17 protein-coding genes are annotated in these 20,757 nt (G+C 56.1%); 9 read left to right on the top strand and 8 right to left on the bottom strand.

Annotated features, from left to right (window positions below; translation table 11 throughout):
* Positions 1–318: 318 nt before the first annotated feature.
* A complete protein-coding gene (locus MKI86_RS23095; protein ID WP_241605755.1) occupies positions 319–990 on the bottom strand; it encodes an invasion associated locus B family protein in 672 nt (223 codons plus the stop codon).
* An 813-nt stretch (positions 991–1,803) separates the two neighbouring features.
* Between MKI86_RS23095 and MKI86_RS23090 the strand changes: the two genes are divergently transcribed.
* The 5 genes from MKI86_RS23090 (at position 1,804) to MKI86_RS23070 (ending at position 7,782) form a co-directional block, all read left to right on the top strand.
* Positions 1,804–2,658 carry a CsgG/HfaB family protein gene (locus MKI86_RS23090; RefSeq protein ID WP_241605754.1) on the top strand — a complete coding sequence of 285 codons (855 nt, stop codon included), beginning with the start codon at positions 1,804–1,806 and terminating at the stop codon, positions 2,656–2,658.
* A 281-nt stretch (positions 2,659–2,939) separates the two neighbouring features.
* Positions 2,940–6,377 (top strand): beta strand repeat-containing protein, encoded by a 3,438-nt coding sequence (locus MKI86_RS23085; protein WP_241605752.1) that lies wholly within the window; start codon positions 2,940–2,942, stop codon positions 6,375–6,377.
* Positions 6,378–6,427: 50 nt separating this feature from the next.
* On the top strand, positions 6,428–6,844 hold the full coding sequence (csgH, locus tag MKI86_RS23080) for a curli-like amyloid fiber formation chaperone CsgH (protein ID WP_241605750.1): 417 nt from the start codon (positions 6,428–6,430) through the stop codon (positions 6,842–6,844).
* A 26-nt stretch (positions 6,845–6,870) separates the two neighbouring features.
* Positions 6,871–7,479 (top strand): hypothetical protein, encoded by a 609-nt coding sequence (locus MKI86_RS23075; protein ID WP_241605748.1) that lies wholly within the window; start codon positions 6,871–6,873, stop codon positions 7,477–7,479.
* Between the two features lie 30 nt (positions 7,480–7,509).
* Positions 7,510–7,782, top strand: a complete 273-nt coding sequence (locus MKI86_RS23070; RefSeq protein WP_241605746.1) for a curli assembly protein CsgF — start codon at positions 7,510–7,512, stop codon at positions 7,780–7,782.
* A gap of 79 nt (positions 7,783–7,861) precedes the next feature.
* Here the strand turns inward: MKI86_RS23070 and MKI86_RS23065 are convergent, their stop codons facing one another.
* The 3 genes from MKI86_RS23065 to MKI86_RS23055 all read right to left on the bottom strand — a co-directional run bounded on the left by MKI86_RS23065 (position 7,862) and on the right by MKI86_RS23055 (position 11,397).
* The gene (locus tag MKI86_RS23065; RefSeq protein ID WP_241605745.1) at positions 7,862–8,269 is read right to left on the bottom strand and encodes a hypothetical protein; all 408 of its coding nucleotides are present in this window, start codon (positions 8,267–8,269) and stop codon (positions 7,862–7,864) included.
* 174 nt (positions 8,270–8,443) lie between these two features.
* Entirely contained in the window at positions 8,444–9,343 is a 900-nt protein-coding gene (locus tag MKI86_RS23060) for a hypothetical protein (RefSeq protein ID WP_241605743.1), read from the bottom strand.
* 1,049 nt (positions 9,344–10,392) lie between these two features.
* On the bottom strand, positions 10,393–11,397 hold the full coding sequence (locus MKI86_RS23055) for a helix-turn-helix transcriptional regulator (RefSeq protein WP_241605741.1): 1,005 nt from the start codon (positions 11,395–11,397) through the stop codon (positions 10,393–10,395).
* Between the two features lie 368 nt (positions 11,398–11,765).
* Here MKI86_RS23055 and MKI86_RS23050 point away from each other — a divergent pair, with 368 nt between their 5' ends.
* The 3 genes from MKI86_RS23050 (at position 11,766) to MKI86_RS23040 (ending at position 16,086) form a co-directional block, all read left to right on the top strand.
* Positions 11,766–13,856 carry a TonB-dependent siderophore receptor gene (locus MKI86_RS23050; RefSeq protein WP_241605739.1) on the top strand — a complete coding sequence of 697 codons (2,091 nt, stop codon included), beginning with the start codon at positions 11,766–11,768 and terminating at the stop codon, positions 13,854–13,856.
* A 71-nt stretch (positions 13,857–13,927) separates the two neighbouring features.
* On the top strand, positions 13,928–15,001 hold the full coding sequence (locus tag MKI86_RS23045; protein ID WP_241605737.1) for an ABC transporter substrate-binding protein: 1,074 nt from the start codon (positions 13,928–13,930) through the stop codon (positions 14,999–15,001).
* Between the two features lie 8 nt (positions 15,002–15,009).
* Positions 15,010–16,086 (top strand): siderophore-interacting protein, encoded by a 1,077-nt coding sequence (locus MKI86_RS23040; RefSeq protein WP_241605735.1) that lies wholly within the window; start codon positions 15,010–15,012, stop codon positions 16,084–16,086.
* Between the two features lie 170 nt (positions 16,087–16,256).
* Here the strand turns inward: MKI86_RS23040 and MKI86_RS23035 are convergent, their stop codons facing one another.
* Entirely contained in the window at positions 16,257–16,433 is a 177-nt protein-coding gene (locus MKI86_RS23035; protein ID WP_241605733.1) for a hypothetical protein, read from the bottom strand.
* Positions 16,434–16,843: 410 nt separating this feature from the next.
* On the opposite strand from MKI86_RS23035, the gene MKI86_RS23030 reads away from it, so the two are divergent.
* Positions 16,844–17,674 (top strand): alpha/beta fold hydrolase, encoded by an 831-nt coding sequence (locus tag MKI86_RS23030; RefSeq protein ID WP_241605731.1) that lies wholly within the window; start codon positions 16,844–16,846, stop codon positions 17,672–17,674.
* 950 nt (positions 17,675–18,624) lie between these two features.
* On the opposite strand, the gene xth is transcribed toward MKI86_RS23030, so the two are convergent.
* The 3 genes from xth to MKI86_RS23015 all read right to left on the bottom strand — a co-directional run bounded on the left by xth (position 18,625) and on the right by MKI86_RS23015 (position 20,699).
* Positions 18,625–19,407: an exodeoxyribonuclease III gene (gene xth / locus MKI86_RS23025; RefSeq protein ID WP_241605729.1), complete on the bottom strand. Its 783-nt coding sequence runs from the start codon at positions 19,405–19,407 to the stop codon at positions 18,625–18,627.
* 18 nt (positions 19,408–19,425) lie between these two features.
* Complete coding sequence (locus MKI86_RS23020) at positions 19,426–19,863, bottom strand: DUF1810 domain-containing protein (protein WP_241605728.1); 438 nt, start codon at positions 19,861–19,863, stop codon at positions 19,426–19,428.
* 551 nt (positions 19,864–20,414) lie between these two features.
* Positions 20,415–20,699, bottom strand: coding sequence for a DUF982 domain-containing protein (locus tag MKI86_RS23015; RefSeq protein WP_306424492.1), 285 nt, complete (start codon positions 20,697–20,699; stop codon positions 20,415–20,417).
* Between the last annotated feature and the right edge of the window lie 58 nt (positions 20,700–20,757).

Below are 20,757 nucleotides of genomic sequence, written 5' to 3'. Positions count from 1 at the left end.
TATGTGCGATGTGGATAATTAAATGACGTTCTATTAAAGTATTTTTGACGCCAACCTCGAATAATACGCGCAGAATTCGAAAAGCGACATCGTATCGTGCCACCGAAGCCGTTCTAGTTACTCTGCGGGCAATTAGCTGCACACCCCCAGCAACCCGTTGCGAAGAGCCGGATTACTCGCTTTCCGGCGGGTGACCTAGCGCAGCCGCACGGCTCGGTTCTCAGCGATCGTCGTATCATAGACAAAGCTCTGCCAGCCGGAGGGCTCAAGGTGCTTTCAGGCCATAGCCACACGAGTTAAACCGTCAGTATTCGGGCATCAGTGCGCAATCAGTGCCGAATAAGCATCCGAAAAACCGTCAAGCGAGAGCCCTATCGGAATTATTGCACCTTCTGGTGTCATGACCGACACCGTAGCGTTCTTTCCTGTTTTCATCGCTTCAATCAGGGCCGGTTCCACAGTATCCTCGACGAGGCATCCCTGCGGCGTACACCGGCTTACCTGGAATGTTGTGGATGAACCGCTCTTGACGCTTAACTCGACGCCATTCTTCAGCGCGATGCCGAGCGGGACGGCCATCTGCATCGCGACCGACTTTCCATCGGGACGATAAGCCAAGCTTACAACAAGAACAGCCTGTTTGCTGTCAGCCGAAAGTGTCGTGCTGGAAATCTGGCATCTTTTTTGCGTATTTGCCTGGTCGACGCATTGCAGAGCCCACTGTTTGAACTGATCAGGTTTGAATGACGTTTTTCGGTTTTGGTCGGAAGCGACGGGTTGCGTACGTGAGTGGCCGCCCGTGGAATCGATAATGGTGTCGTTGCGAACGCTGCCTTGGTCACTAAGAATGGGAACACCCGTCGTTGATCGCTCGGCGGGTGTTGAGAACATCGGGCCAGCCGCCTCTTGCGCAATCGATGGCAATGGCTGCGAAAAAAACGCCGCCATAGTTAGGCAGGCAAGAAATTTCCTTGAATTCATCGACGTCATGAGCTTGGCTCCAATATATCCTGTTGTGAATTCTCTTCCACGAAACATTATCCGAGTCAAACCAGAGTTGAAGATTGTGATTTTGGGAATAAGGGCCTAATACTCATGTCCATTCGAAAATCTCAGGTCTGGTGAAGAAGATGATCTCACGTTCTCGCTGCCGAATTGCGGCCTTGGTTGGCTTTTCGCTTGCCATTCCGCAAGCCGTGTCCGCTCAAGCATATATTGATCAGGTCAACCGCGGTGAAGGCAACGGCGCCTATGTCAGCCAAATGCCCGCAGGAGCGCAGCCTGTCGTAACGACGAAGAGTCCGTTGAAGCGGAAGCTTTCCAAGGCATCGAATACGGGTGGATCAAGCGCGATCCGGGCTGCCGTAGAGCAGGCGGTTCCCAGCGTGGGCGCCGGTTCCGCGGCGATTGTGAAAGTTTCGTCCGCAGATACGGAGTGGCCTACGGTAGGACGCGGCGCGGCCGCCCGATAAAGAATATCGACTGTTGTTTGGTTGCCACGACGTTAACCAATGCGTCGATTATTGGTCGATTTTTGATCAAAAGCCGAAATGCACCCAAAATTGGGACTGCATTTTAGCAAAAAATCAGTGCTACGAAGCATTGCAAGATTTCGCATGCTCGGGTGAGAGACACTTCTGTGCGGCGAGATTGAGAGGGAAAGTAAATACTATCATCACGTAGTTGCTCGGAAGCTATAGTTTCCGAAGCGATCGCGTTTGTCTTGTGGCTTTGGCCGTTTTTCGGTCGAGGCGCTCTTGCACGTGGCTACATGCCAGAGTTGGCGGGCCGGACGGGGGAACAATGAAATTCGAATTGGTGGCTCTTTGTGTAGTTGGTGGGCTCCTTGCCGGATGTCAGAGCGGGCAGAAACTTGACACGCCCGCAGCAACCTTGACGGCGCCGACCAAGACATCATCAAAGGTGCGCATAATTCCGCTCCCGGAAATTCCCGTCGATGTCGCGGTGTATGATTTCCCCGACCTGACCGGACAGGCCAAGCCGAACGAAAGTTTTGCGGAGTACAGCCGTGCTGTGACGCAGGGTGGTGCCGCTATTCTTGTCGATGTCCTTAAGAAAACCGGACAGGGGCAGTGGTTCCGCGTCGTTGAGAGGTCGGGCCTGAAGAATCTCGTCCAGGAACGTACGTTGATCGAAAATACGCAACGTGCTTACGGTCGCGCCAGTGGCCTGCCACCAGTTCGTTTTGCAGGGTTGCTCCTGGAAGGTGGTATCGTCGGCTACGACTCCAATGAGCTTACTGGTGGTGCTGGCGCGCGTTATCTTGGAATTGGCGGAGACGTTCAATATCGCTCCGACGTCGTCACGGTGAACCTGCGCGCAGTCAGCGTACAAACGGGTGAAGTCCTGGCATCGACCACCACCACCAAGCAGATTTATTCGGTACAGGTGCGCGGCGGTGCATACAAGTTCGCCACGGCTGGCGAACTCCTCGAAATCGAGCTTGGTCAGTCACGCAATGACCCCGGCTCTCTGGCCGTTCGTGAAGGCATCGAGCTTGCCGTCTATTCGCTCGCCGTTGACGGCGTCCGTCAAGGACTTTGGCATTTGAAGGATCGGTCCGGCGAGGCTGAATTTATTCGCCGTTACGACGAGAAGTATCAAACTACCTTCGCCGTCGCGAAAAATGCAAAGTAAAACTGAAGGTACTGTAATATAGGCTTGTTAATAAGTTCAATTGCTGTGCGGCGGACCTATAAAAAGGCCCGTCGCGCACCTTTTTTTATTTTCATTGGACGCGCGTCGCCCGTCCCAAAACTGGGTTCGTTCATCTTTTTAGTTAACTAACAATTAATAGTTCTGTATTTGCGCCTTGTTTGGGTGCAGTCCAAAATGCTATTAAACTAATTGTTAACACTCTAATCGAGCTAGACGCTCTGGACGCAAAGACGTCCGCGCCGAACACAAGGGAGAAGTCCATGAAATCTTCAGCAAGAAAAACCTTGCTTCTGACCGGCGCCGCCGTCCTTGCGATGACCGCAGGCGTCTCGGCGCAGGAAGCAAACATCGGCTACATCGGCCAACGCGACGACAGCAACTTTGCCTACCTCTCGCAAGATGGCTCCAACCAGGGCTTTATTTATCAGCACGGTAGCAAGAACGTTTTCCTTCCGCTGTCTGGAACGGATGCCGGCGATGCCCAGAAGGTCTCCAACGCCCTCGGCGTAATGCAGCTCGGCAGCGAGAACTTTGTTGGCAGCAATTTCCTGCAAGAGGGAACCAACATCGGCGGTATCGCTCAGTTCGGCAACAACAACGTTGTCGACACTTTCCGACAGGATGGCGCAAACCGCGGCACGATCTTCCAGGGCGGCAACAAGAACGTGGCCCGGCTTTCGCAGGAGGACGGTGCGAGCTCCAACGATGCGGGCATCATTCAGTTGAACCTCAGTGCACAAAGCGGCAACTATGCTGAGAGCAATCAGGTCGGTCAGACCGGCGCTTCGTTCTCGGGGATCCTGCAGGGTGGTTCTGGGAATGGCGCTGTCAACAACCAGACGGACGAGTCCTCTTCTACGGCCGTCATCGCGCAAGGCGGGGCAGGCAACGCGGCTCTGAACAGCCAGACGAATGGCATGAAGGGCCAAGCCGGCGTGTTGCAAGTCGGTACTGAAAACAGCGCGATCAACACCCAGGAAAACTCTGCTGACGCCACCGCTCTGATCGCTCAGGACGGTGATAAGAACAAGGCGATGAACCTGCAAATGGGCGTTGACCCGACGTCTGCGACCACCATTCAGAGCGGCGCCAACAACGGCGCTATGAACACGCAGGTTTCGGTCAACAATTCGAGCGCCTTCGTTCTGCAGGACGGCAATGACAACACGGCGTCCAACCTGCAGTCCCCAGGCTCAGCCGTCGGCAGCGGTGAAAACCTGAATGCTTCGATCCTTCAGAACGGCAATCTGAACCAGGCTTACAATACGCAAACTGGCGGCGCCAACGGCGGTAAAGACAACGCCGCACAGACGGTTCAGGTCGGAGATGGTAACCAAGCCTACAACAACCAGATTGGTGAATTTCACGCCAACGGCTACAACAACGGCAACACGGCAACGATCGGCCAGGTGGGCGACGACAACGTCGCTTTCAATAACCAAAACGACGGACGTCTCTCGACGGCGACAATCGTACAAGGCGGCGACCGCAACCGCGGCTATAATCTTTCGAACGGCGGCACTAGCCACAGCTCGGCGATTGGGCAATTCGGCGACGACAACGTTGCATTCAACGTGCGTAGCCGCGGCGGCAACGAAAGTAATGGCAATGACGCTACCGTTCTCCAGCTCGGAAATGGCAATGCTGCCGCCAACTACCAGGACGATCTTGTCGGCTCCGAACAGTTCACGCGCAACAGCGCCAACATCGGCCAGTTCGGCTGGCGCAACGATGCGACCAATTTCCAGGACACCGGCAGCGACAACGATGCAAACATCGCGCAGTTCGGCCGGGATAACGACGCGGCCAACGCCCAGGTGGGCGGGGGCATGGAGAACAGCGCCAATATCCTTCAGGTTGGCGCAGGCAATGATGCCGCAAACACGCAGAGCGGCGGTGTGCAGGCGGCTGCCAACATCGTCCAGGGCGGCGTGAGAAACGAAGCCACCAACGGTCAGTCTGATGCTACCGAAACGGGCGCTTCGATTCTTCAGGTCGGCCGCGCGAACGAAGCCGGCAACCTGCAGGCCGACGTAGCCAATTCCAGCGCCCTGATCGCTCAGGATGGTGTGCGCAACGAGGCGACAAACCTTCAGTCGAACGGCGCGGAACTCAAAACCGTAATTCTGCAGAAGGGCAACCGCAACGATGCTGGCACCGTCCAGGTCGATAGCGCGAATGCACAGGCCTTCATCCTCCAGGATGGAAACCGTAACGAAGCTGGCAACATGCAGGCGAGCGTATCCAATTCGGATGCCGCAATCGTTCAGCAAGGCAACCGTAACGACGCGACAAACCTCCAGTCCGTTGTAACCGGCGGTAGCGCAGCAATTATGCAGAGCGGACGCGAAAACTCGGCCAGGAACCTGCAGACGGCAAGCTCTGACGTAAGCGCGACGATCGTGCAGGATGGCCGTTTCAATGAAGCGGGCAACAGCCAAAGCTCGGTCATGGGTTCGAACGCGTTCATCATCCAGGGCGCGGGCGGATTGAATGAAGCCTTCAACGTTCAGGATGACGTGAGCGGCGCGAGCGCATTCATCGGCCAGTTCGGCTGGGGCAATACCGCTGGGAACCTGCAGCAGGCAGACAGCAGCAACGTTATCGCGGGTATCCTGCAGGTTGGCTCTGATAACACGGCTTACAATACGCAGGGCGGGACGGAAACCGTTTCGTACCAAGTCTTGCCGGCGTTCGATCTTACGACGAACGTTCTGCTGCCGAACTACAATAACTGGAACGTCTTCGGCGTGGGCAGTTATGTTTGGGGGGTAGAAGGTGGCCCGACGGTCGCGACTGGCCAAGGTTCGGCTCCTGCACAAGACTCCGTCGCGGTTATTGGTCAGTTCGGTGACGGCAACATCGCAGCAAACTCCCAGGTTGGGCAACTCATCCTTCCTGGAAGTGGTACGCTGAGCCTTACCACGACAACTTACTCCACGAAAACAACCGTGAGCGACACAAAATTCCTTGGCGTTCCAAAGAGTGTAAAAACCACGCAGGAGACACAGACCGCCACCACAACAACGCCATTCACCAACCCGCTCGGGGAAATCAATGTCCCCACAGTGGCTTCGGCGGCTGGCATCGTGCAGGTTGGCGACGACAATAGTGCCTTTAACTTCCAGACCGTCGCAGCCGGCTCTTTGGGGGCAGCGGTTCAAGTGGGTGACGAAAACGGTGCGACCAACGTCCAGACCGCCACGATCGGCTCGATCGGCGCGATCGTTCAATATGGTGATGGCAACGGTGCTGGCAACGTACAGAACGGCGCCGTTCTGTCGGCCGCTGGCATCATTCAGGTCGGTAACGACAACACGGCAACCACAACGCAGATCGCAAGCCTGGGCAACACCGCTCTGACCGTTCAGGCCGGCCAGCATAACGTAGCAGCGACCACCCAGTCGAACACGGTGGGCAATACCTCGTTGATCGTACAGGCATCGAAAGAGTCGATTGCGCTTGTCGATCAGTCGGGCGCAGGCGGCCATTCGTCGGCAGTCATTCAGGCTGGCGCCTACTCCAATGCCTGGATCAGCCAGACCGGATCTGCCTCCAACTCGGTCGTCCTGCAGTACGGTTCCGGTAGCCGCGATACTGACCGCAACTACGCGGTGGTGAGCCAGGGCAACAGCGGACAGAGCTCAGTCGTCATTCAGGCTGGTCATGCCAACGTGGCCTTCGTGAGCCAGAACTAACGAAATCGATGGAGCGCCCGCAGGGCGCTCCATCTTTCCGAGGGACGGTCATGCTGCAATCAGTTCGACTTATCCTCGTTTCAGTAACGACAACATCTATCTGTCTTCAAGTAGGTGCGACTTCGATGAATGGTCACGTTATCTACGGGACGAGCAGTGATACCCGCGTCAGGGCATGCGGTATTAGCATATCGGGTGAAGAGTTCGCCGTTATCAGACCGTTCATCCACGCCGCAAGCGAGCTCCAAGGCAACTTTACATTTGAAGTTTCTAAACTCTCTTCTTCAGGGCGCAGTTCAACCAGGCAGCAAAACCGCTTTTCAACCGGCACGCTCGATAACGCGGAGGTCGTCGTTGACCGCTCGGGCCGAGCACGCATCGCACTAGCGGTGACGGACGAGACGGGAAACCAATTGTGTAACGTCGATCAGATCATCGAGCTCGAGCAAACGCCGACGCCGATCTGACAGAGGATAAACGGGCGGATACGAAGATGAAACGCTACAGAAATTCACTAGCAAGCTTTCTTCAAGGGGCATTGGTTGTCGGGACCCTGGCAGCGACGATTGCGCCAGCGGCTGCTGAAGGCATGTTGATCGCCGATTATGAAGCCAGCCCGGCGACAATCAACGCGCTGATGGAGCCGATTCAACCCTTTCTTGGCAGTGAAGCTGGCTCGACCACCTCGATCATACAGCTCGGAGAAGGCAACAGTGCGCATGCCGGGATTAATGGTAACGGCAGTCTTGCTGTGATACAGCAGGCTGGCACAGGCAACCGCGCCGTCCAGGCAGTTGAAGGGCACAGCTCTGCTGCGCTGCTCGTGCAAGGCGGTAAAAACAACTCGGTGGTTCAAGCTAGCAGGGGGGATAACAACTTCCAGCTTGTCGGCGTTTCCGGTGAAAACAATCAGATTGCCTATGTTCAAGACGGTAACAGCTTGGCCGGCGTGCTTGATGTGCGCGACTCAAAAAATTCAACCGTCGTCGCTATCCAGACCGAGCAGAGCGGTCGTTACATGATGCCCACGGGTCTGCGGGGACTGGAAAACAAAACAGTCGTTGTCGTGCCTGGCCGGATGTACGTTCTGCCGAAACGCTGACGAATTGGTCATATGAAAAAGGAGATTCCCATGAAAGTGCTTCATCTCGCACTGCTCTCTGCAGCGCTCACGCTTTCGACCGCTGGCGCTGGATTTGCTTCCGAACTTGTCTATCGACCGATCAATCCGTCGTTTGGTGGTGATCCGCTGAACGGCAACTGGCTGCTTTCACAAGCAAGTGCGCAAGGCGAAGGCGCAAGCTCGAGCGGCCCTGGTTTTACCATCGATTTTCCCGATTTCGGCGGTGTTCCGCAGCCCAACCCGGATCCGGTTGAGCTTCCTGACGTTGATGACGGTAACTGACGAAATGCAAAGGAGCCCGAATATCGGGCTCCTTCGAACGGAAGCATAACGCGCAGTTGTCCCTACGCGAAGCTATCAATTAACGCTGCCGGATGATGGCCACGTTGTTACGACCCTCTTGGGCGATGAATGCCTGATGTCCCATACCCGACTGGGTGATCGATGCCGCATTCATGTAACCGATCTGCTGGATGAGGCCGACGTTGCGCGAGCCGCTCTGTTCGATCGAGGCGGTATTAAAGTCGCCGCTCTGATACACAAACGACAGGTTTCCGGTTGTGGAAGTTGTGTTGACCGGAGCGGAAGACACGACGAGATCCATAACAGGCTTCATGATCGCGGCTGTGTCGATGGAGGCGAAGCCCGCGCCGCCGGCATTAGCCTGCTGCACAAAAGCTGGCGAAGAGAGTTCCGCTCCAGCTGATGCTGTAGATACACTTGCGAGCGATCCGAAAAGAAAAATAGAAATTGCGGCTACGTTGTTCATTTCTTGTCTCCCCGTTGTTGATGAGACAAGTTATAGCTCCAAGAAATTAAGCAACATCATCATGTACTTGGAAAATGATCGAATAATCTGAATGATAAAAATGCAATGTTACCATTCATAAAACTTTAAGATTCTGGCTTGGTTGTCAGCCGTGCTTTGAAGTGGCCGTTCACGCTAGCGCTGTAGAGACGTCCATGTGAAAGCCTCATCCAAAGCGGCAAATTTCACTGCCTGCCAAGCTCTGTAGTCATTAATCAGTTTCGGCGAAATCCAGAACGAGCCACTGTTGCCTGGGAGCTCCCACCCGACGATACCGAGTTCACGCGCGCGCGCGAACACCCTTTGCGCATGACTGCGAGAGATGATGTAGCGATTAGTGATCTCTGTGAGCCTGAGAGGACCAACCCATATGGGAGCTTCAAGCGGCGTTGTCGCCGCCGTCCTTGCGATCAGGTCATGAAGGATATTACTCCCCGACTCTGTCCAGACGAATGTGGCAACACTTTCTGGAGGATTGCACCAAGCAGGATTTGTTAGGAGATGGCGTATCGCGCGGGGGTGTACGCGGCTCATCAGGGTAGGATCACCACGCGAAATCTCCAGGCGTCCTGCTTGATCGAGAGTGTCGAGCGAATGGAGATGCCCTTCAAACCATTGGCGAATTAAAGTTTCGGCAAGAGCTGAAACAATGAGAGGGCGAGCACGTTTGTCGCTACAACGGACCCCGTCAACAACCAACTGATAGTTTCGCATTTCGGAAAGATGCGCAACGGCGGTATTTTTACTCGCAATACTTTTGTTCACCATGAATTCGATAAGACGCGCCGCAGTGAGTTCAGGCTGGGAAGAGTCGACGAGGTGCTCGAAGTGAAGAGCAATTATAGTTTGCGTTAGAAGCCACTTCTGTAAATTTGCAGTGTAACGTACGATACGCGGCGCCGCGTCGTGCATTGCTATCATATGATAGGCGGCCCGCCGAAGTGCTTCTCCAAACAACGGGTGATCACAATAATGTGATATACATGGCAATAAGTCTACGGATGTATCGAATCTATCAGCAGATTGTTTACTCATTTCATCGAGGTCCGTGTTTAATGCCCGCTATAGATTCTGTCGATTTGCAAAATAATACTTAATATTGCTGTGACAGCTTATTTAGGGATACTATTGTGCCATAAATTGCCAATGTCGGCGCATAAAAGCTTAGAATTTACGATCTATTTATAATGATATCCGGTTGATTTCCAGTTTTTTCTTTGAGATGCTTCGTTAAGGTTAAAAAATCGGGTGGCCGGGCCCTGTGGCATCGATGCCGCAAATTGATGACGAGTAACGTATTTGTAGCGAAGTATCCGGCAGGTATTGGCGTGAATATCCAAACGTGATCCTAACCCGAAAAATGGCTTGTTTGTACGCTGAAATCGACCGGTTTTGCTTAGACCGTGTCAATGAAGGATTACTGAGAATCCCTCCGAGAATGCACGATCGTCTCGCGATCCTTCTAACGAGCGCCGTTATTCTCCGGTTGGCTCGATAATTCTCCATAAAATTGTAGATTAAAGCAAAATCCAGATGTTTTCAGCCGACGGAAGGCAAAGATCGCCTATGCGCTGATGGAATAACGCGCCCTCACTTCAAAATAGCGGCGGGGTTTCCGTGATAGGCAATGATGTTTCCCCTACTTTATAGCCCTCTCCAAAAATAGTGCTGCGGGAAAGCTCCCCTTAGTAAGGCTGGACGTAGAACGCTCAATGATCGTAGATTAACTACGTTCGGATGTGTAACTAGGAGAAAAAATACCAGGTAGGTGTCGTTCTAGAATGTGCGACCTCGGATGAACTAGAAATCAAGCCCTATGGCTTTCAATTGAACAGTAGCGGGTTTTGAGGGCGCTGGAGGCCGTCAACGGCATGCCGACGGGCGACCTTGCTGCCAGAGTGTTTGTTGATACGCCAACCTTACAAGGATTATTGACAAGATGGTCGCCTCTGCGGACGTCTGTCGCGGACACGATCCATGGCGGGCGCACCATGACCTCACACTCGCCCCCCTAGTTCTCTTCGGCTACCACCTTTCGGGGATTAAATGCTGCGGGAGGCTATGGCGGGTCCGAGCGCGCACCACTATGCCTTCTTTCTCACTGCGGTGGGAACGACGCCAAACCGGCGGCGGAATGCGGTCGCGAAGTTTGCGGGGTTCGTGTAGCCTGCGATTGCGCTCGCGTCCTGTACGCTGACATCGCCGCTTGCGAGAACGGTGAATGCGCGTTCGAGCCTGATGTTGCGCACGTAGTCAAAGATACTGCGGTTCTCCGAGATGCGGAACAGGCGCTGCAGACCACTAGCGCTGATGCCGGCTTCCCGGGCGATGGTATCGACGCTGATCGGTTCGGCGATACGGGTATCGATGAAATCTTTGGCACGCTGGAGGCAGTTTGCATCGTGCCGTGTCACGATGCTCCCGCCGCGTTCGTTGCGGTCGGCTTTGAGCACCGCGGCCATGGTCTCGGCCACAAGTTCCACGGCCCGGCTTTCCAGATAAAGGTCCCACAGCTGCGGAATGAGCGGTGAAGGTGCGAAAATCTCGCGCACGAGCGCAACCATGCGAGGTGTGAGCGTCCAGCGGTGCTCGGCCAGATGATCGCGCAGCAGGCGCGCGCCGCCCTTGTTGTCGACAACGGTTTCAAGCACATCCCGGTGCAGCCACTCCGGCGTGGCGGAGACGACGAGATGACGCAGGTGCTGGTGTCCGCGTGAGGCGCGCGCGAAATGCTCGGGGCAGGTATTCATAATCGCTACCCCTTGAGCCGCACCGCGATGTGCCTGAAAGGCGAAGCGGCGGTCACCGATCGACAGGTCGACGGTGCCCTCAAGGAAGAAGATGCACGACAGCTCCTCCGGCAGGAGCGAGGTTGCGGTGAAGGCCCGCTCTTCTATCGCATCGCTGACATGCAGAACGAGGCCGCGGCGCAGCTCCTTGTGCAGGAACGCCCCTTTCATCAGCGTATCGTCGGGGGAGAGGCGGTCATCAGGGCTGTCTAGCGCAATGCCGTCGTGCCGCAGGAAGTCGCGCACGCGCAATCGCCCCTCGTTCGCTCCTTTCCCGGCTTCGCCCGATGCGGCGTCCATGCTCAATCCTTCATTTGCCCCGCGTAAAAACCCGCCAACATTGACCGCCTGGTCTTGTCGATCCTTGAAGCGCGCCGAGAATTCTCGGACTGCAAAGATGTCTGCGCGTTCCGCAAAGGAACCGCCATTGCCTGTCGTGCCAATGCTGACCTAAGAGATATATTAACTTGATTTAGTTGGTCAAGTTTATACGAGGCGACGTGTCGGGTGAGGCCGTGATGATGATTTTGTTTGAGAGCGCAGACATGAATGCAGGGCAGACGAGAAGGGGCGGGGCATTGCGCAGGCGCTTGTGGCTGATCTCTTCCGTTGCACTTTTCGTTACCGGATCTGCGGCCCCGTCGCATGCGCAGGATTCTGGCGCGACCGTGTTGGAAACCATCACCATCGAAGGAGGCGCACATGGCGGCCGCGAGCCGGAGAAAGGCATCGTCGCCAAAAGTGCTCGCAGCGCTGCCAAGACGAACACCTCGATACGTGAGACGCCACAAGCGGTAAGCGTCGTGACGCGCGACCAAATCGATCAGCAGGGCGCGAATACGGTCGCCGAGGCACTGCGTTATACGCCGGGCGTTCTTCCGGACCCTAACGGTTACGATATCCGCTATGATTGGCTCTACATACGCGGCTCCAGCAATTACGGCACGATGTGGCTCGACGGTCTCGCTCTGGCGGGAGATCCCAGCAATTACGCGACGCCGAGTGTCAACCCCTTCGCCTTGGAGCGTATCGACGTTATCAAGGGGCCGACCTCCGTGCTTTACGGAAGCTCGGTGTCGGGCGGGCTCGTCAATCAGGTCAGCAAGCGGCCGCAGGCAACCGCGCATAACGAAGTCGGTTTGCAAACCTCCTCGAACGGCGGTTTGCAGGCTACGCTTGACATGACAGGCCCGCTGACGGAGGACGGCGAGTGGCTCTACCGGGTCGCCGCTCTCGGCAAGAACATGGGAACACAGGTCGATCGGGAACGTGAACGGCAACTGGTCGTCGCGCCCAGCCTCACCTGGGCGCCCACCGACCAGACATCGCTCACACTCTATGGATACTATCAGAAAGATCGCCCCGAAAACTTCAATCCCCGCTTTTACCCCGCCGTGGGCACGCTTCTGGAAAACCCGATTGGCCAAATCCCGCTCGACATCAATTTCGGCGATCCCAACCTTGGTACCTTCGAGCGTGACTTCTACATGCTGGGCTATGAGTTCGAGCACGAGTTCAATGAAACCTGGACGGTGAAGCAAAACCTGCGCTACGGTCGCTCTGACCAGAACATGCTGCTCGTTCTCGTCAACCCGGCCTTCGCGTACCAGCCGGATGGCCACACGCTGAACCGCGCGGCGGCGATTTCCGACGACTGGGTATCGAGCTTTAATGTCGACACGCAGGTGGAGGCCCGCTTCGGCACCGGTGCACTAGACCACACCATGCTCTTCGGCCTCGACTATTTAAAGGCAACGTCATCCACCAATTTCGGCAACGCCATTGCCGGTGTTCCATCGCTAGATCTTCTCAATCCGCGCTACGGCGAAGTCGATATTCCCGTGCCCGCCATCCAGCGTTCTGGGCTTCAGGAACGCCAGCAGGTTGGTCTCTACGTGCAGGACCAGGTTCGATATGATAACTGGGTGGGCACGGTCGGCATGCGTTACGATTTCTCCGATATTGACAGCGCGAACAGGATGCTGACACCGTCGCCGGTCGTCTCGACCGACGACCAGAAACTGACCTGGCGGGCCGGCGTTGCCTATCTCTTCGACAATGGCGTTGCGCCCTATGCCAGCTACTCCACCGCCTTTCTACCGACGCTGGGGACAGACAAGGATGGCAAGGCCTTTAAGGCGCAGACGGCCGCACAGTACGAATTCGGTATCAGATATGAGCCGCCGGAGGGGCGTGGCATGGTCGCCGCATCGTTCTTCGATCTAACGCTGAAGAATGGGCTGACGCCGGATCCGACCGATACGCTCTATAACGTCCAGTCTGGCCGCCAGCGCGTTCGTGGCATTGAGATCGAGGGCAAATACGAGCTGACGCCGAACGTCGATATTCTTGCCTCATATGCCTACTCGCATTCGAAGGTGTTTGAGACCAACAATCCCGTGGAGCTCGGGCGGGAAGTCCTGCGTCTGCCTGAACATCAGGGAAGCCTTTGGCTCGCGTATCGGCCGGAGGTGTTTGAAGGCCTGACCCTGAGTGCGGGCGTGCGCGCCCTGTCTTCCTACCAGACGGACAGTACCTACAAGGACGAACTGCGCATTTCAGGACGTGGATTGGTCGATATCGGAGCGGAATACGACTTTGCTGCACTCGACAAGGATTTCGCAGGCACGAAGCTTCGCGTGAACGTCACGAACCTGTTCGACAAAGTCTACGTTTCGCATTGCCTCAATAGCACCGGGGGGAGCTGCAATTATGGTGCGGGTCGCGCCATCACGGCGTCGCTGAAGTACTCATGGTAAGCTTGGCGAGCAGACAAGCCCGGGGAAGAAGCCGCACGGGCCTGCCGGCGGCATTCTTCAGGATTTTGGTGGTGTTGCTCCTGCTGGCAACGCTTGAGGCTGCGCCGGCACAGGCGCAGATCGTCCTTTCCGATGCAGCCGGGCGCACGGTAACACTCGCCAAGCCTGCCCGGCGCATCGTCACGAATGAAAGCCTCATTCTATTGTCGCTGGCCCTCGTCGATGCTGATCCTGTGGCGCGTTTTGCCGGCTGGGCGGCGCCGCGGCGCATCGACCGCGGCATGTACGAGGCATATCGACGGCGTTTTCCCGCGATCGACAGGGTACCGACGGTTGGCAGCGTGCTACCGGCGAAAACCTCTGTCGAGGCGGTCCTTTCAGTAAAGCCGGATCTCTTCGTCGTTTCGATCTGGGAGACCGGCTGGGCGGAAGTCGCGACGACGCTTGAAGCGGCCGGCGTTCCAGTTCTCTTTCTCGATGGGCCGGTCAATGACGGCAAGGGCCCCGGAGAAACGACCGCGTTCTCGGTCGAGCTTCTCGCAGAGGCTGTAGGGCAGGCGGAAGAGGGTAAAAGCTTTGGTGATTTCGTGCGAGCGAGATACAAGCGCATCACAGATCGCACGGCGGGGCTTGAACCGGTTTCGGTGCTATTGGATGCCCATGCTGGCGCGACTTGCTGCACGACGCCCGGCAAGGGAAATCGCATTACGGAGTATCTTCGGTTCGCCGGAGGAAGAAATATTGGCGCCGACTTGCCGGGATATGACGGCTTGCTGAGTTCCGAATATGTGCTCGACGCCGACCCCACGGTCTACATCGCGACCGGCGGGCCACATCTTGCCGCCCAGGGTGGTCTCGTTCTGGGCGGCGGTGTCAGCGTGGCTGCCGCACAAACATCACTTGCTGCCATTTTCGCAAGCGATATGCGCAACGCGCTGACGGCGGTGAGGGAAGGCCGGGCTCACGCCGTGTCGCATCAGCTCTCCATTTCGGTGCTCAACATCCTCATTTTCGAGTGTTTTGCCAAGTGGATGCATCCCGCGATCTTCGTTGATGTCGATCCCGCCCAAACCCTCGCAGAGATTAACAAACGCTTTCTGGCCGTGCCGCTCGAAGGTACGTTCTGGGTCGATTTCCAGCCGTAGGATAGAATATGCAAGGTAGCGACTACACCGCTCAGGCCCGGATCGCGCTCCGTGAACCCGAACGGGTTATCGCGCAGTTCTGTGATCACATGCTCGAACACGATGCCAAGGTGACCGTACGTGCGGACGGTCCAGAGCTTCGGTTCGGCAGTACGCGCGCCGCTTTCTCCAAGGACGGCGAGGAAACGGTGGTTGATGTCACTGCGCCCGATCTGGAGGGTCTCTACTTCGCACGCATGTCAATTGCATCCCATATTCTCGAATTTTCCGGCGACGACCCGCCGGCCATCGCCTGGACGGGCGATGGCGGAGAAATCGTCCGTCCCCCGAATTTCCAGATCCTAGAGGTGGTGAGCTGTCGGGCGCTGACTAAGCATATGCGTCGGCTGACATTTTCCGGTGAAAACATTGCGCGCTTCGCTGGCCTCGATGCGCTGCATCTCAACCTCATGATTCAGCGCCCGGAGGCCGTCGAGCCACAGTGGCCGCATGTGGGAAACGACGGCATCATCGCCTGGGACCAGCCCGAGCTTCGGCCCCTCATGCGCAAGTATACCGTACGCTCCGTCGATCTCGCCGCCGGAACGCTCGACATTGACTTTGTGCTGCACGAGGCCGGCCCTGGCTCAGGCTTTGCAGAAAAAGCGCGAATGGGCGACAAGGTCGGCGTCGTCGGTCCCGGCGGTGGTGGTTTAGTCGAGGCCGACTGGTATCTTTTTGCGGGAGACGAAACAGCACTTCCCGCGATCGCCCGAATGCTGGAATATCTGCCGGCCGGTGCGAAGGGAAAGGCGTTCCTTGAAGTGGCTGGTAGTGCCGATACTCACACGCTGGATATGGCAGCAAAAATCGAGGTCGTGTGGCTCTTTCGAGGCGACCGCCCTCCCGGCACCACTACACTTTTGTTCGATGCAGTTCGCGAGACCGAGTTTCCAGGTAAGGATGGGCGGCTCTATCTATGGGCCGGTTGCGAATTTGATACTTTCCGCGCTATCCGCTCTTTTGCCCGCCAAGAGCGACAACTCGCAAGCAGTCAGCATCTCGTCGTTTCCTATTGGCGTCGGGGTGCCCCCGAAGCAGAATAGATTTTGGAAGAGCCTCTAGCTGACACCAGATCGAAGGTTTACCGCCCCTGCCAAGTGTCTGCACATCCTCCGCTACAAGCCTGATTGCCTTGGGAGGAGGCAAGGATAGACGCCAAGAAGCTCGGGCCGGCACAGCCGCGGTCGTGACGTTACTTGTCACCATTTTTCCGTCATTTGCCGACCGGCTCGGGCGCCGATCTTAAACGCCTCTTGTTATAACCGTCCATCTGCACACGCTTTGCCGTCACGAGCAACCCGACGGCGGTGCTCTCGCTCAATGCGGGGGCGATGATTTTCCAAAATGCGTCGGTCTTCGGCACGCGCTCGTTTTCCGCTTCGGCTGACATGCTGCGATGGCGCCTGAGCGCGCGTGGCTGTTCAGTATTAGGCAGTTTCTTTTGGCGGCGATTATACTGTCGAGCACCCTGTTGTTGATGGGTTCGAAGGTGGTCTTCAAAATTTTAATCAAACCTGTTGCCAATCCAATCGATTGCAAAGGCCGGGGCTGGGACAACGACCGAAAGGGAGGCCAAAATCGCTAGAGATGTAAAACGCAGCACCTTTTCTCATCTAAGAATCCGTGATGCTTGAAAAGCGGAACACTTTTGCTCTCGGTAGGGCGGAGCACTCATTAAGCAGGTGGAGTGCGCCTGTGGAGAGTTGCTTGAAGTCAATACGTCTAATCCGCCCTAAGTTCATAGGGAACGAACTGTCGGCCACCTTCGTTTCATCACGCCAAGAAACTGAGGAACCAAGAATGGCTTACATTGAGGCAGAGGACGGCACGCAGCTTCACGTCAAAGATATCGGATCAGGCTACCCCGTAGTGTTGATCCACGGATGGCCTCTAACAGGCGACATGTTTGAGTACCAGTCACTGGCACTTCTCGAAGCCGGTTATCGGGTCATCACGTATGATCGCCGCGGTTTCGGTCAGTCCGGGCATCCCGCAGGCACGTACAACTACGATGTCTTTGCTGACGACCTTTGCGCCGTCCTTGAAGGTCTCCACCTCGAGAGAGCGCATCTCGTTGGCTTTTCGATGGGCGGCGGTGAGATAGCCCGATATTTGACACGCCATGGTGCCGGCCGGGTGTCGAAAGCCGTATTGATTGCGTCGGTTGTCCCTTATCTTCTGAAGGACTCGACAAACCCCGACGGCGTGGACTCCAGCGTATTTGCCGAGATGAAAGAGCAGGTGAGGGCAGACCGTTTCGCGTTCCTCCAAAGTTTCACTAAGACGTTTTATGGCGTGGGCTTGGTTAGCAAACCTGTTAGTCAGGGCATTCTCGACTGGTCGTTTATCCTTGGCGTCATGGCAAGTCCGAAGGCCACGATTGACTGCATTGATGCTTTCGGACACACAGACTTTCGATCTGATCTCAAGTCCTTCACCATGCCGACGTTGATCATTCACGGCACGTCCGACGAAACGGTGCCGATCGGCCCTGCGGGGCGTGCAGCTGCGCAAGGCATTCCCGGGGCACAGTTGATAGAATACGATGGCGAGCCCCACGGGCTGTTCGCAACTGTTCCAAATCGGCTGAACCGCGATCTGATTGGGTTCCTAGGTAAGGTATCAACTTAGAGCTGCCTCGGTTTCGCATCTGGATTTGCAGTGTCTCGGAACAGTTAGAATAAAGGTCTTTACCCGTGCTGATCCTACAGGACTGTTGAGATATGCCTTAAGACGTGTACGACGTCACCTGGAGCATCATGGAGTGCAGGCGCGTTGTGTCTCATAGACCACTGCGCACCTTGTCCCGTTTTCTAGCCTCGATGCGAGCTTGTCCTCTCATAGGAAGACCGGCGATAAATGGCCTGTCTGATTAGACGGCGAGCGTGAGACCTGCAGGTGCGATGGGCCTCTCGGCACCGGAGATAGGTGCTTTGAGATATCGCAGAGCGTTCTGAATTCCGTTCATCGTATGCGGTTTCTCGATTGCGCCAATCGCTCCTGCGAAATCATCGCGTAGCCGCGCGCAGGACATTGTGGTTCGCAGAGGTTGGCAGAAAGCGGATCTTCGGGCGATTCGTTGAGCAGGCAACACCACCATATTCCGCAGAGATGTTAATTATAGACGGCCATACGGGCTCGCTCCCGCCAAAGGCCGTGATTCCTGTGACGCTCGCGCTTCACGAACTGGCACCGAATGCCGCGAAGTACGGTGCGCTCTCGGCACCGACTGGGCGAGTGTCCACTGCCTGGCAGTACGATAGGAAAACCAGCCCGTTCCTGGGCAAGACACTCCAAGAGCGCGGCGGCCCCGAGGTCGTCCTGCCCACCCGCAAAGGGTAGGCACCACGCTGATCGAGCGCCTGCTCGCCGCCGACCTGAAGGGCGAAGCTCGACTGGTTTAAAACCGAAACGGCGTCACGTTCGTCCTGGAAGCGGATTTCTCAGGGGTTTCCGATGAGGTTGGCGCGGATCGCTATCAGCGCTCTTGCCATTGCATCCCCATCGGTTTTCTACGCCGCGCCCCATGTCGTTCGGGTCGGGTCCAAATAGCCGATAAGCTCTTTATCGGGAACGTAACGTTAATCTGATGGCGGCCCAATCTCGATCATAACAGGCGCGTGATCACTGGTATGATCCCAGCCTCTCGGGCCGAGGCGCACACTTGCTGTTTTCAGCCAGGGCGCTAGCGTCGGACTAAGGAGGAAATGGTCGATGCGCAAGCCCGCATCGCGTTCGAAAGCGTTTCGACAATATTTCCAGAACGTATAGACGCGTTCGTGCGGATGGAGATTGCGGACAGCGTCCGTCCAGCCCTGGGCTAGGAGATTAGCATAGGCATTCCTGACCTCTGGCCGGAACAACGCATCATCGCGCCACCGCTCTGGTGCATAGACGTCGAGATCGGCAGGTATTGCGTTGAAGTCCCCAACGAGCGCCACTGGCACATCTAGCGACAGAAGCTCGGCCGCGTAGGATTGGAGGCGCTCGAACCAATGCAATTTGTAGTCGAATTTAGGGCTGGGTGCCGGGTTGCCATTTGGAAGATAAAGGCAGCCAATCAGAAAGCCATCGATGACAGCCTCGATATAGCGGCTATGTGTGTCATCCGGATCGCCCGGCAGGCCACGTCGCGTCACAATGGGCGCGGCACCTCTGGCCAGGATCGCAACGCCGTTCCAACTCTTCTGCCCGTGCCACACGGCTTGGTATCCCGCCCGCTGAAGCTCGCGCCGGGGGAAGCGCTCGTCCGGAGACTTGAGCTCCTGAAGACAGACGATGTCGGGTGCGTCTTCTTCCAGCCATTGCAACAGGACAGGGAGCCTGCCATTGACACCGTTAACATTATAGGTAGCGAGCTTCACTTTGCGACCTCCAAGGTCTCAATCGCTCCAGCATCCAAGAAGTTGCAACGTCCGTTCATCTGGCTTGCCGCTGTAGAAGCGTTCCAAGGCAATCCGAAACTGCGCGTTATCGTGATCAGCGGCTGCATCGAACAGCGTCATTGACGATCGGAACTTTAAGTCGTCGGGCGAGCCGAAGATAGCGTTGGCCGGTCGGTCGTGGTGCATCAGAACCGCATCGATCGCTTCCACCAGTCGGCCTGCCAGAACAGGAAGCAGTAGATACGCCCGGGCCTCATCCAGTGAAGCTATTCCGTAGAGCTCTGCGGTGGGCGAGCGGCCGAGGGCGCGAAGCTGCGGAAAGATGAACCACATCCAATGGGTTTGTTTGCGGCCTGCGCGCAACTCTCCAAGAGCAGTTGAAAAGATAGGCTCCTGTGCTTCGACAAATCGATTGAGTTGGAAAGGATCGTCCATTGTCAGTAACGCTCCACCTTCAGAATCATTCCTTCAGATAGGGGGTCCGGTTCACGCCTATAAAACTTTATATGGCCGCTTCGAAGATGTTCGTATTACGTTGTTAAAGGATGAAACATCAGCCCTCTGTATTAAATTTAATGCAATATAAAAACATTTTCCGTCATCCAAAATTGGGAGAGCTAGGTAAAGAACCAGTGACAAAACCCTGCCGCCAGGATAGACAGCTTAACCGTATTTTCCAAGTCAGCGTCTCTCTCAAGATCACCACGAAAAGTCAGACTTTTCTCGGGAAGTCTTCGTTTTCGTCTGGGTTCGGGTTCGGTAATTCATCGGGCAAGACGTCAGGTGCGGGTTCCTTGATCGGGGGGGCTGGCAGATCGGGTGCCGGACTGGGAATGCCGGGTGGATCCTTCGGGGTGGGCTCAGCTGGTGCAATGGCCATGATGTCCTCCTTTGGAGCGGCTAGTTTATAGGAAAAGCGGGCGGCGGTAGAATGTTCCCTCAAGCGGAGGCTGCGATTGCAGTCCCTCCCACCATCATTCATTTCACTAAGAGGATACGCGACCGCCGCCGGAGCGCGAGCTGATCGTCCACGGTTGCACGCCGGGAGCTTTCATCAGAATGCCCTTCTTGTCCCCAAACGAGCGGATGGCATCGCGACCGGCTTTTATCGGTTTGAGGCCATCGAAAGCCATGTGGCACGTTTTGATGGTCGCGTTGTGTGCGATGTCACGATCATTCCGAGGCCACTCTTCGAGAAAATCTATGGCGTCTCCCACGCATGTTATCTCTTCGATTAGATCTCTGCCTTTCCTGTGTTTCGGCCCTTTAATTGCGGGACTTAGTCAAGTCTGTTTTGTCCGTGCCGGGGTCATGGTCCTTTTCGAGGTC

Origin of the sequence: Shinella sedimenti (assembly GCF_022601905.1) — a bacterium.
In the GTDB taxonomy this organism is placed as follows: Bacteria; Pseudomonadota; Alphaproteobacteria; order Rhizobiales; family Rhizobiaceae; genus Shinella; species Shinella sedimenti.
The sequence above is the reverse complement of the archived record's forward strand: the minus strand, read 5'-3'. Positions and strand labels throughout refer to the sequence as shown.

Bases quoted from the DNA above. Each gene is read 5' to 3' on its own strand.
- MKI86_RS23035 (WP_241605733.1), bottom strand. From the start codon at position 16,433: ATGTCAGCCGAAGCGGAAAACGAGCGCGTGCCGAAGACCGACGCATTT.
- MKI86_RS23040 (WP_241605735.1), top strand. From the start codon at position 15,010: ATGCAAGGTAGCGACTACACCGCTCAGGCCCGGATCGCGCTCCGTGAA.
- MKI86_RS23090 (WP_241605754.1), top strand. From the start codon at position 1,804: ATGAAATTCGAATTGGTGGCTCTTTGTGTAGTTGGTGGGCTCCTTGCC.
- MKI86_RS23075 (WP_241605748.1), top strand. From the start codon at position 6,871: ATGAAACGCTACAGAAATTCACTAGCAAGCTTTCTTCAAGGGGCATTG.
- MKI86_RS23070 (WP_241605746.1), top strand. From the start codon at position 7,510: ATGAAAGTGCTTCATCTCGCACTGCTCTCTGCAGCGCTCACGCTTTCG.
- MKI86_RS23060 (WP_241605743.1), bottom strand. From the start codon at position 9,343: ATGAGTAAACAATCTGCTGATAGATTCGATACATCCGTAGACTTATTG.
- MKI86_RS23095 (WP_241605755.1), bottom strand. From the start codon at position 990: ATGACGTCGATGAATTCAAGGAAATTTCTTGCCTGCCTAACTATGGCG.
- MKI86_RS23020 (WP_241605728.1), bottom strand. From the start codon at position 19,863: ATGGACGATCCTTTCCAACTCAATCGATTTGTCGAAGCACAGGAGCCT.
- MKI86_RS23085 (WP_241605752.1), top strand. From the start codon at position 2,940: ATGAAATCTTCAGCAAGAAAAACCTTGCTTCTGACCGGCGCCGCCGTC.
- MKI86_RS23030 (WP_241605731.1), top strand. From the start codon at position 16,844: ATGGCTTACATTGAGGCAGAGGACGGCACGCAGCTTCACGTCAAAGAT.
- MKI86_RS23055 (WP_241605741.1), bottom strand. From the start codon at position 11,397: ATGGACGCCGCATCGGGCGAAGCCGGGAAAGGAGCGAACGAGGGGCGA.
- MKI86_RS23065 (WP_241605745.1), bottom strand. From the start codon at position 8,269: ATGAACAACGTAGCCGCAATTTCTATTTTTCTTTTCGGATCGCTCGCA.
- csgH (WP_241605750.1), top strand. From the start codon at position 6,428: ATGCTGCAATCAGTTCGACTTATCCTCGTTTCAGTAACGACAACATCT.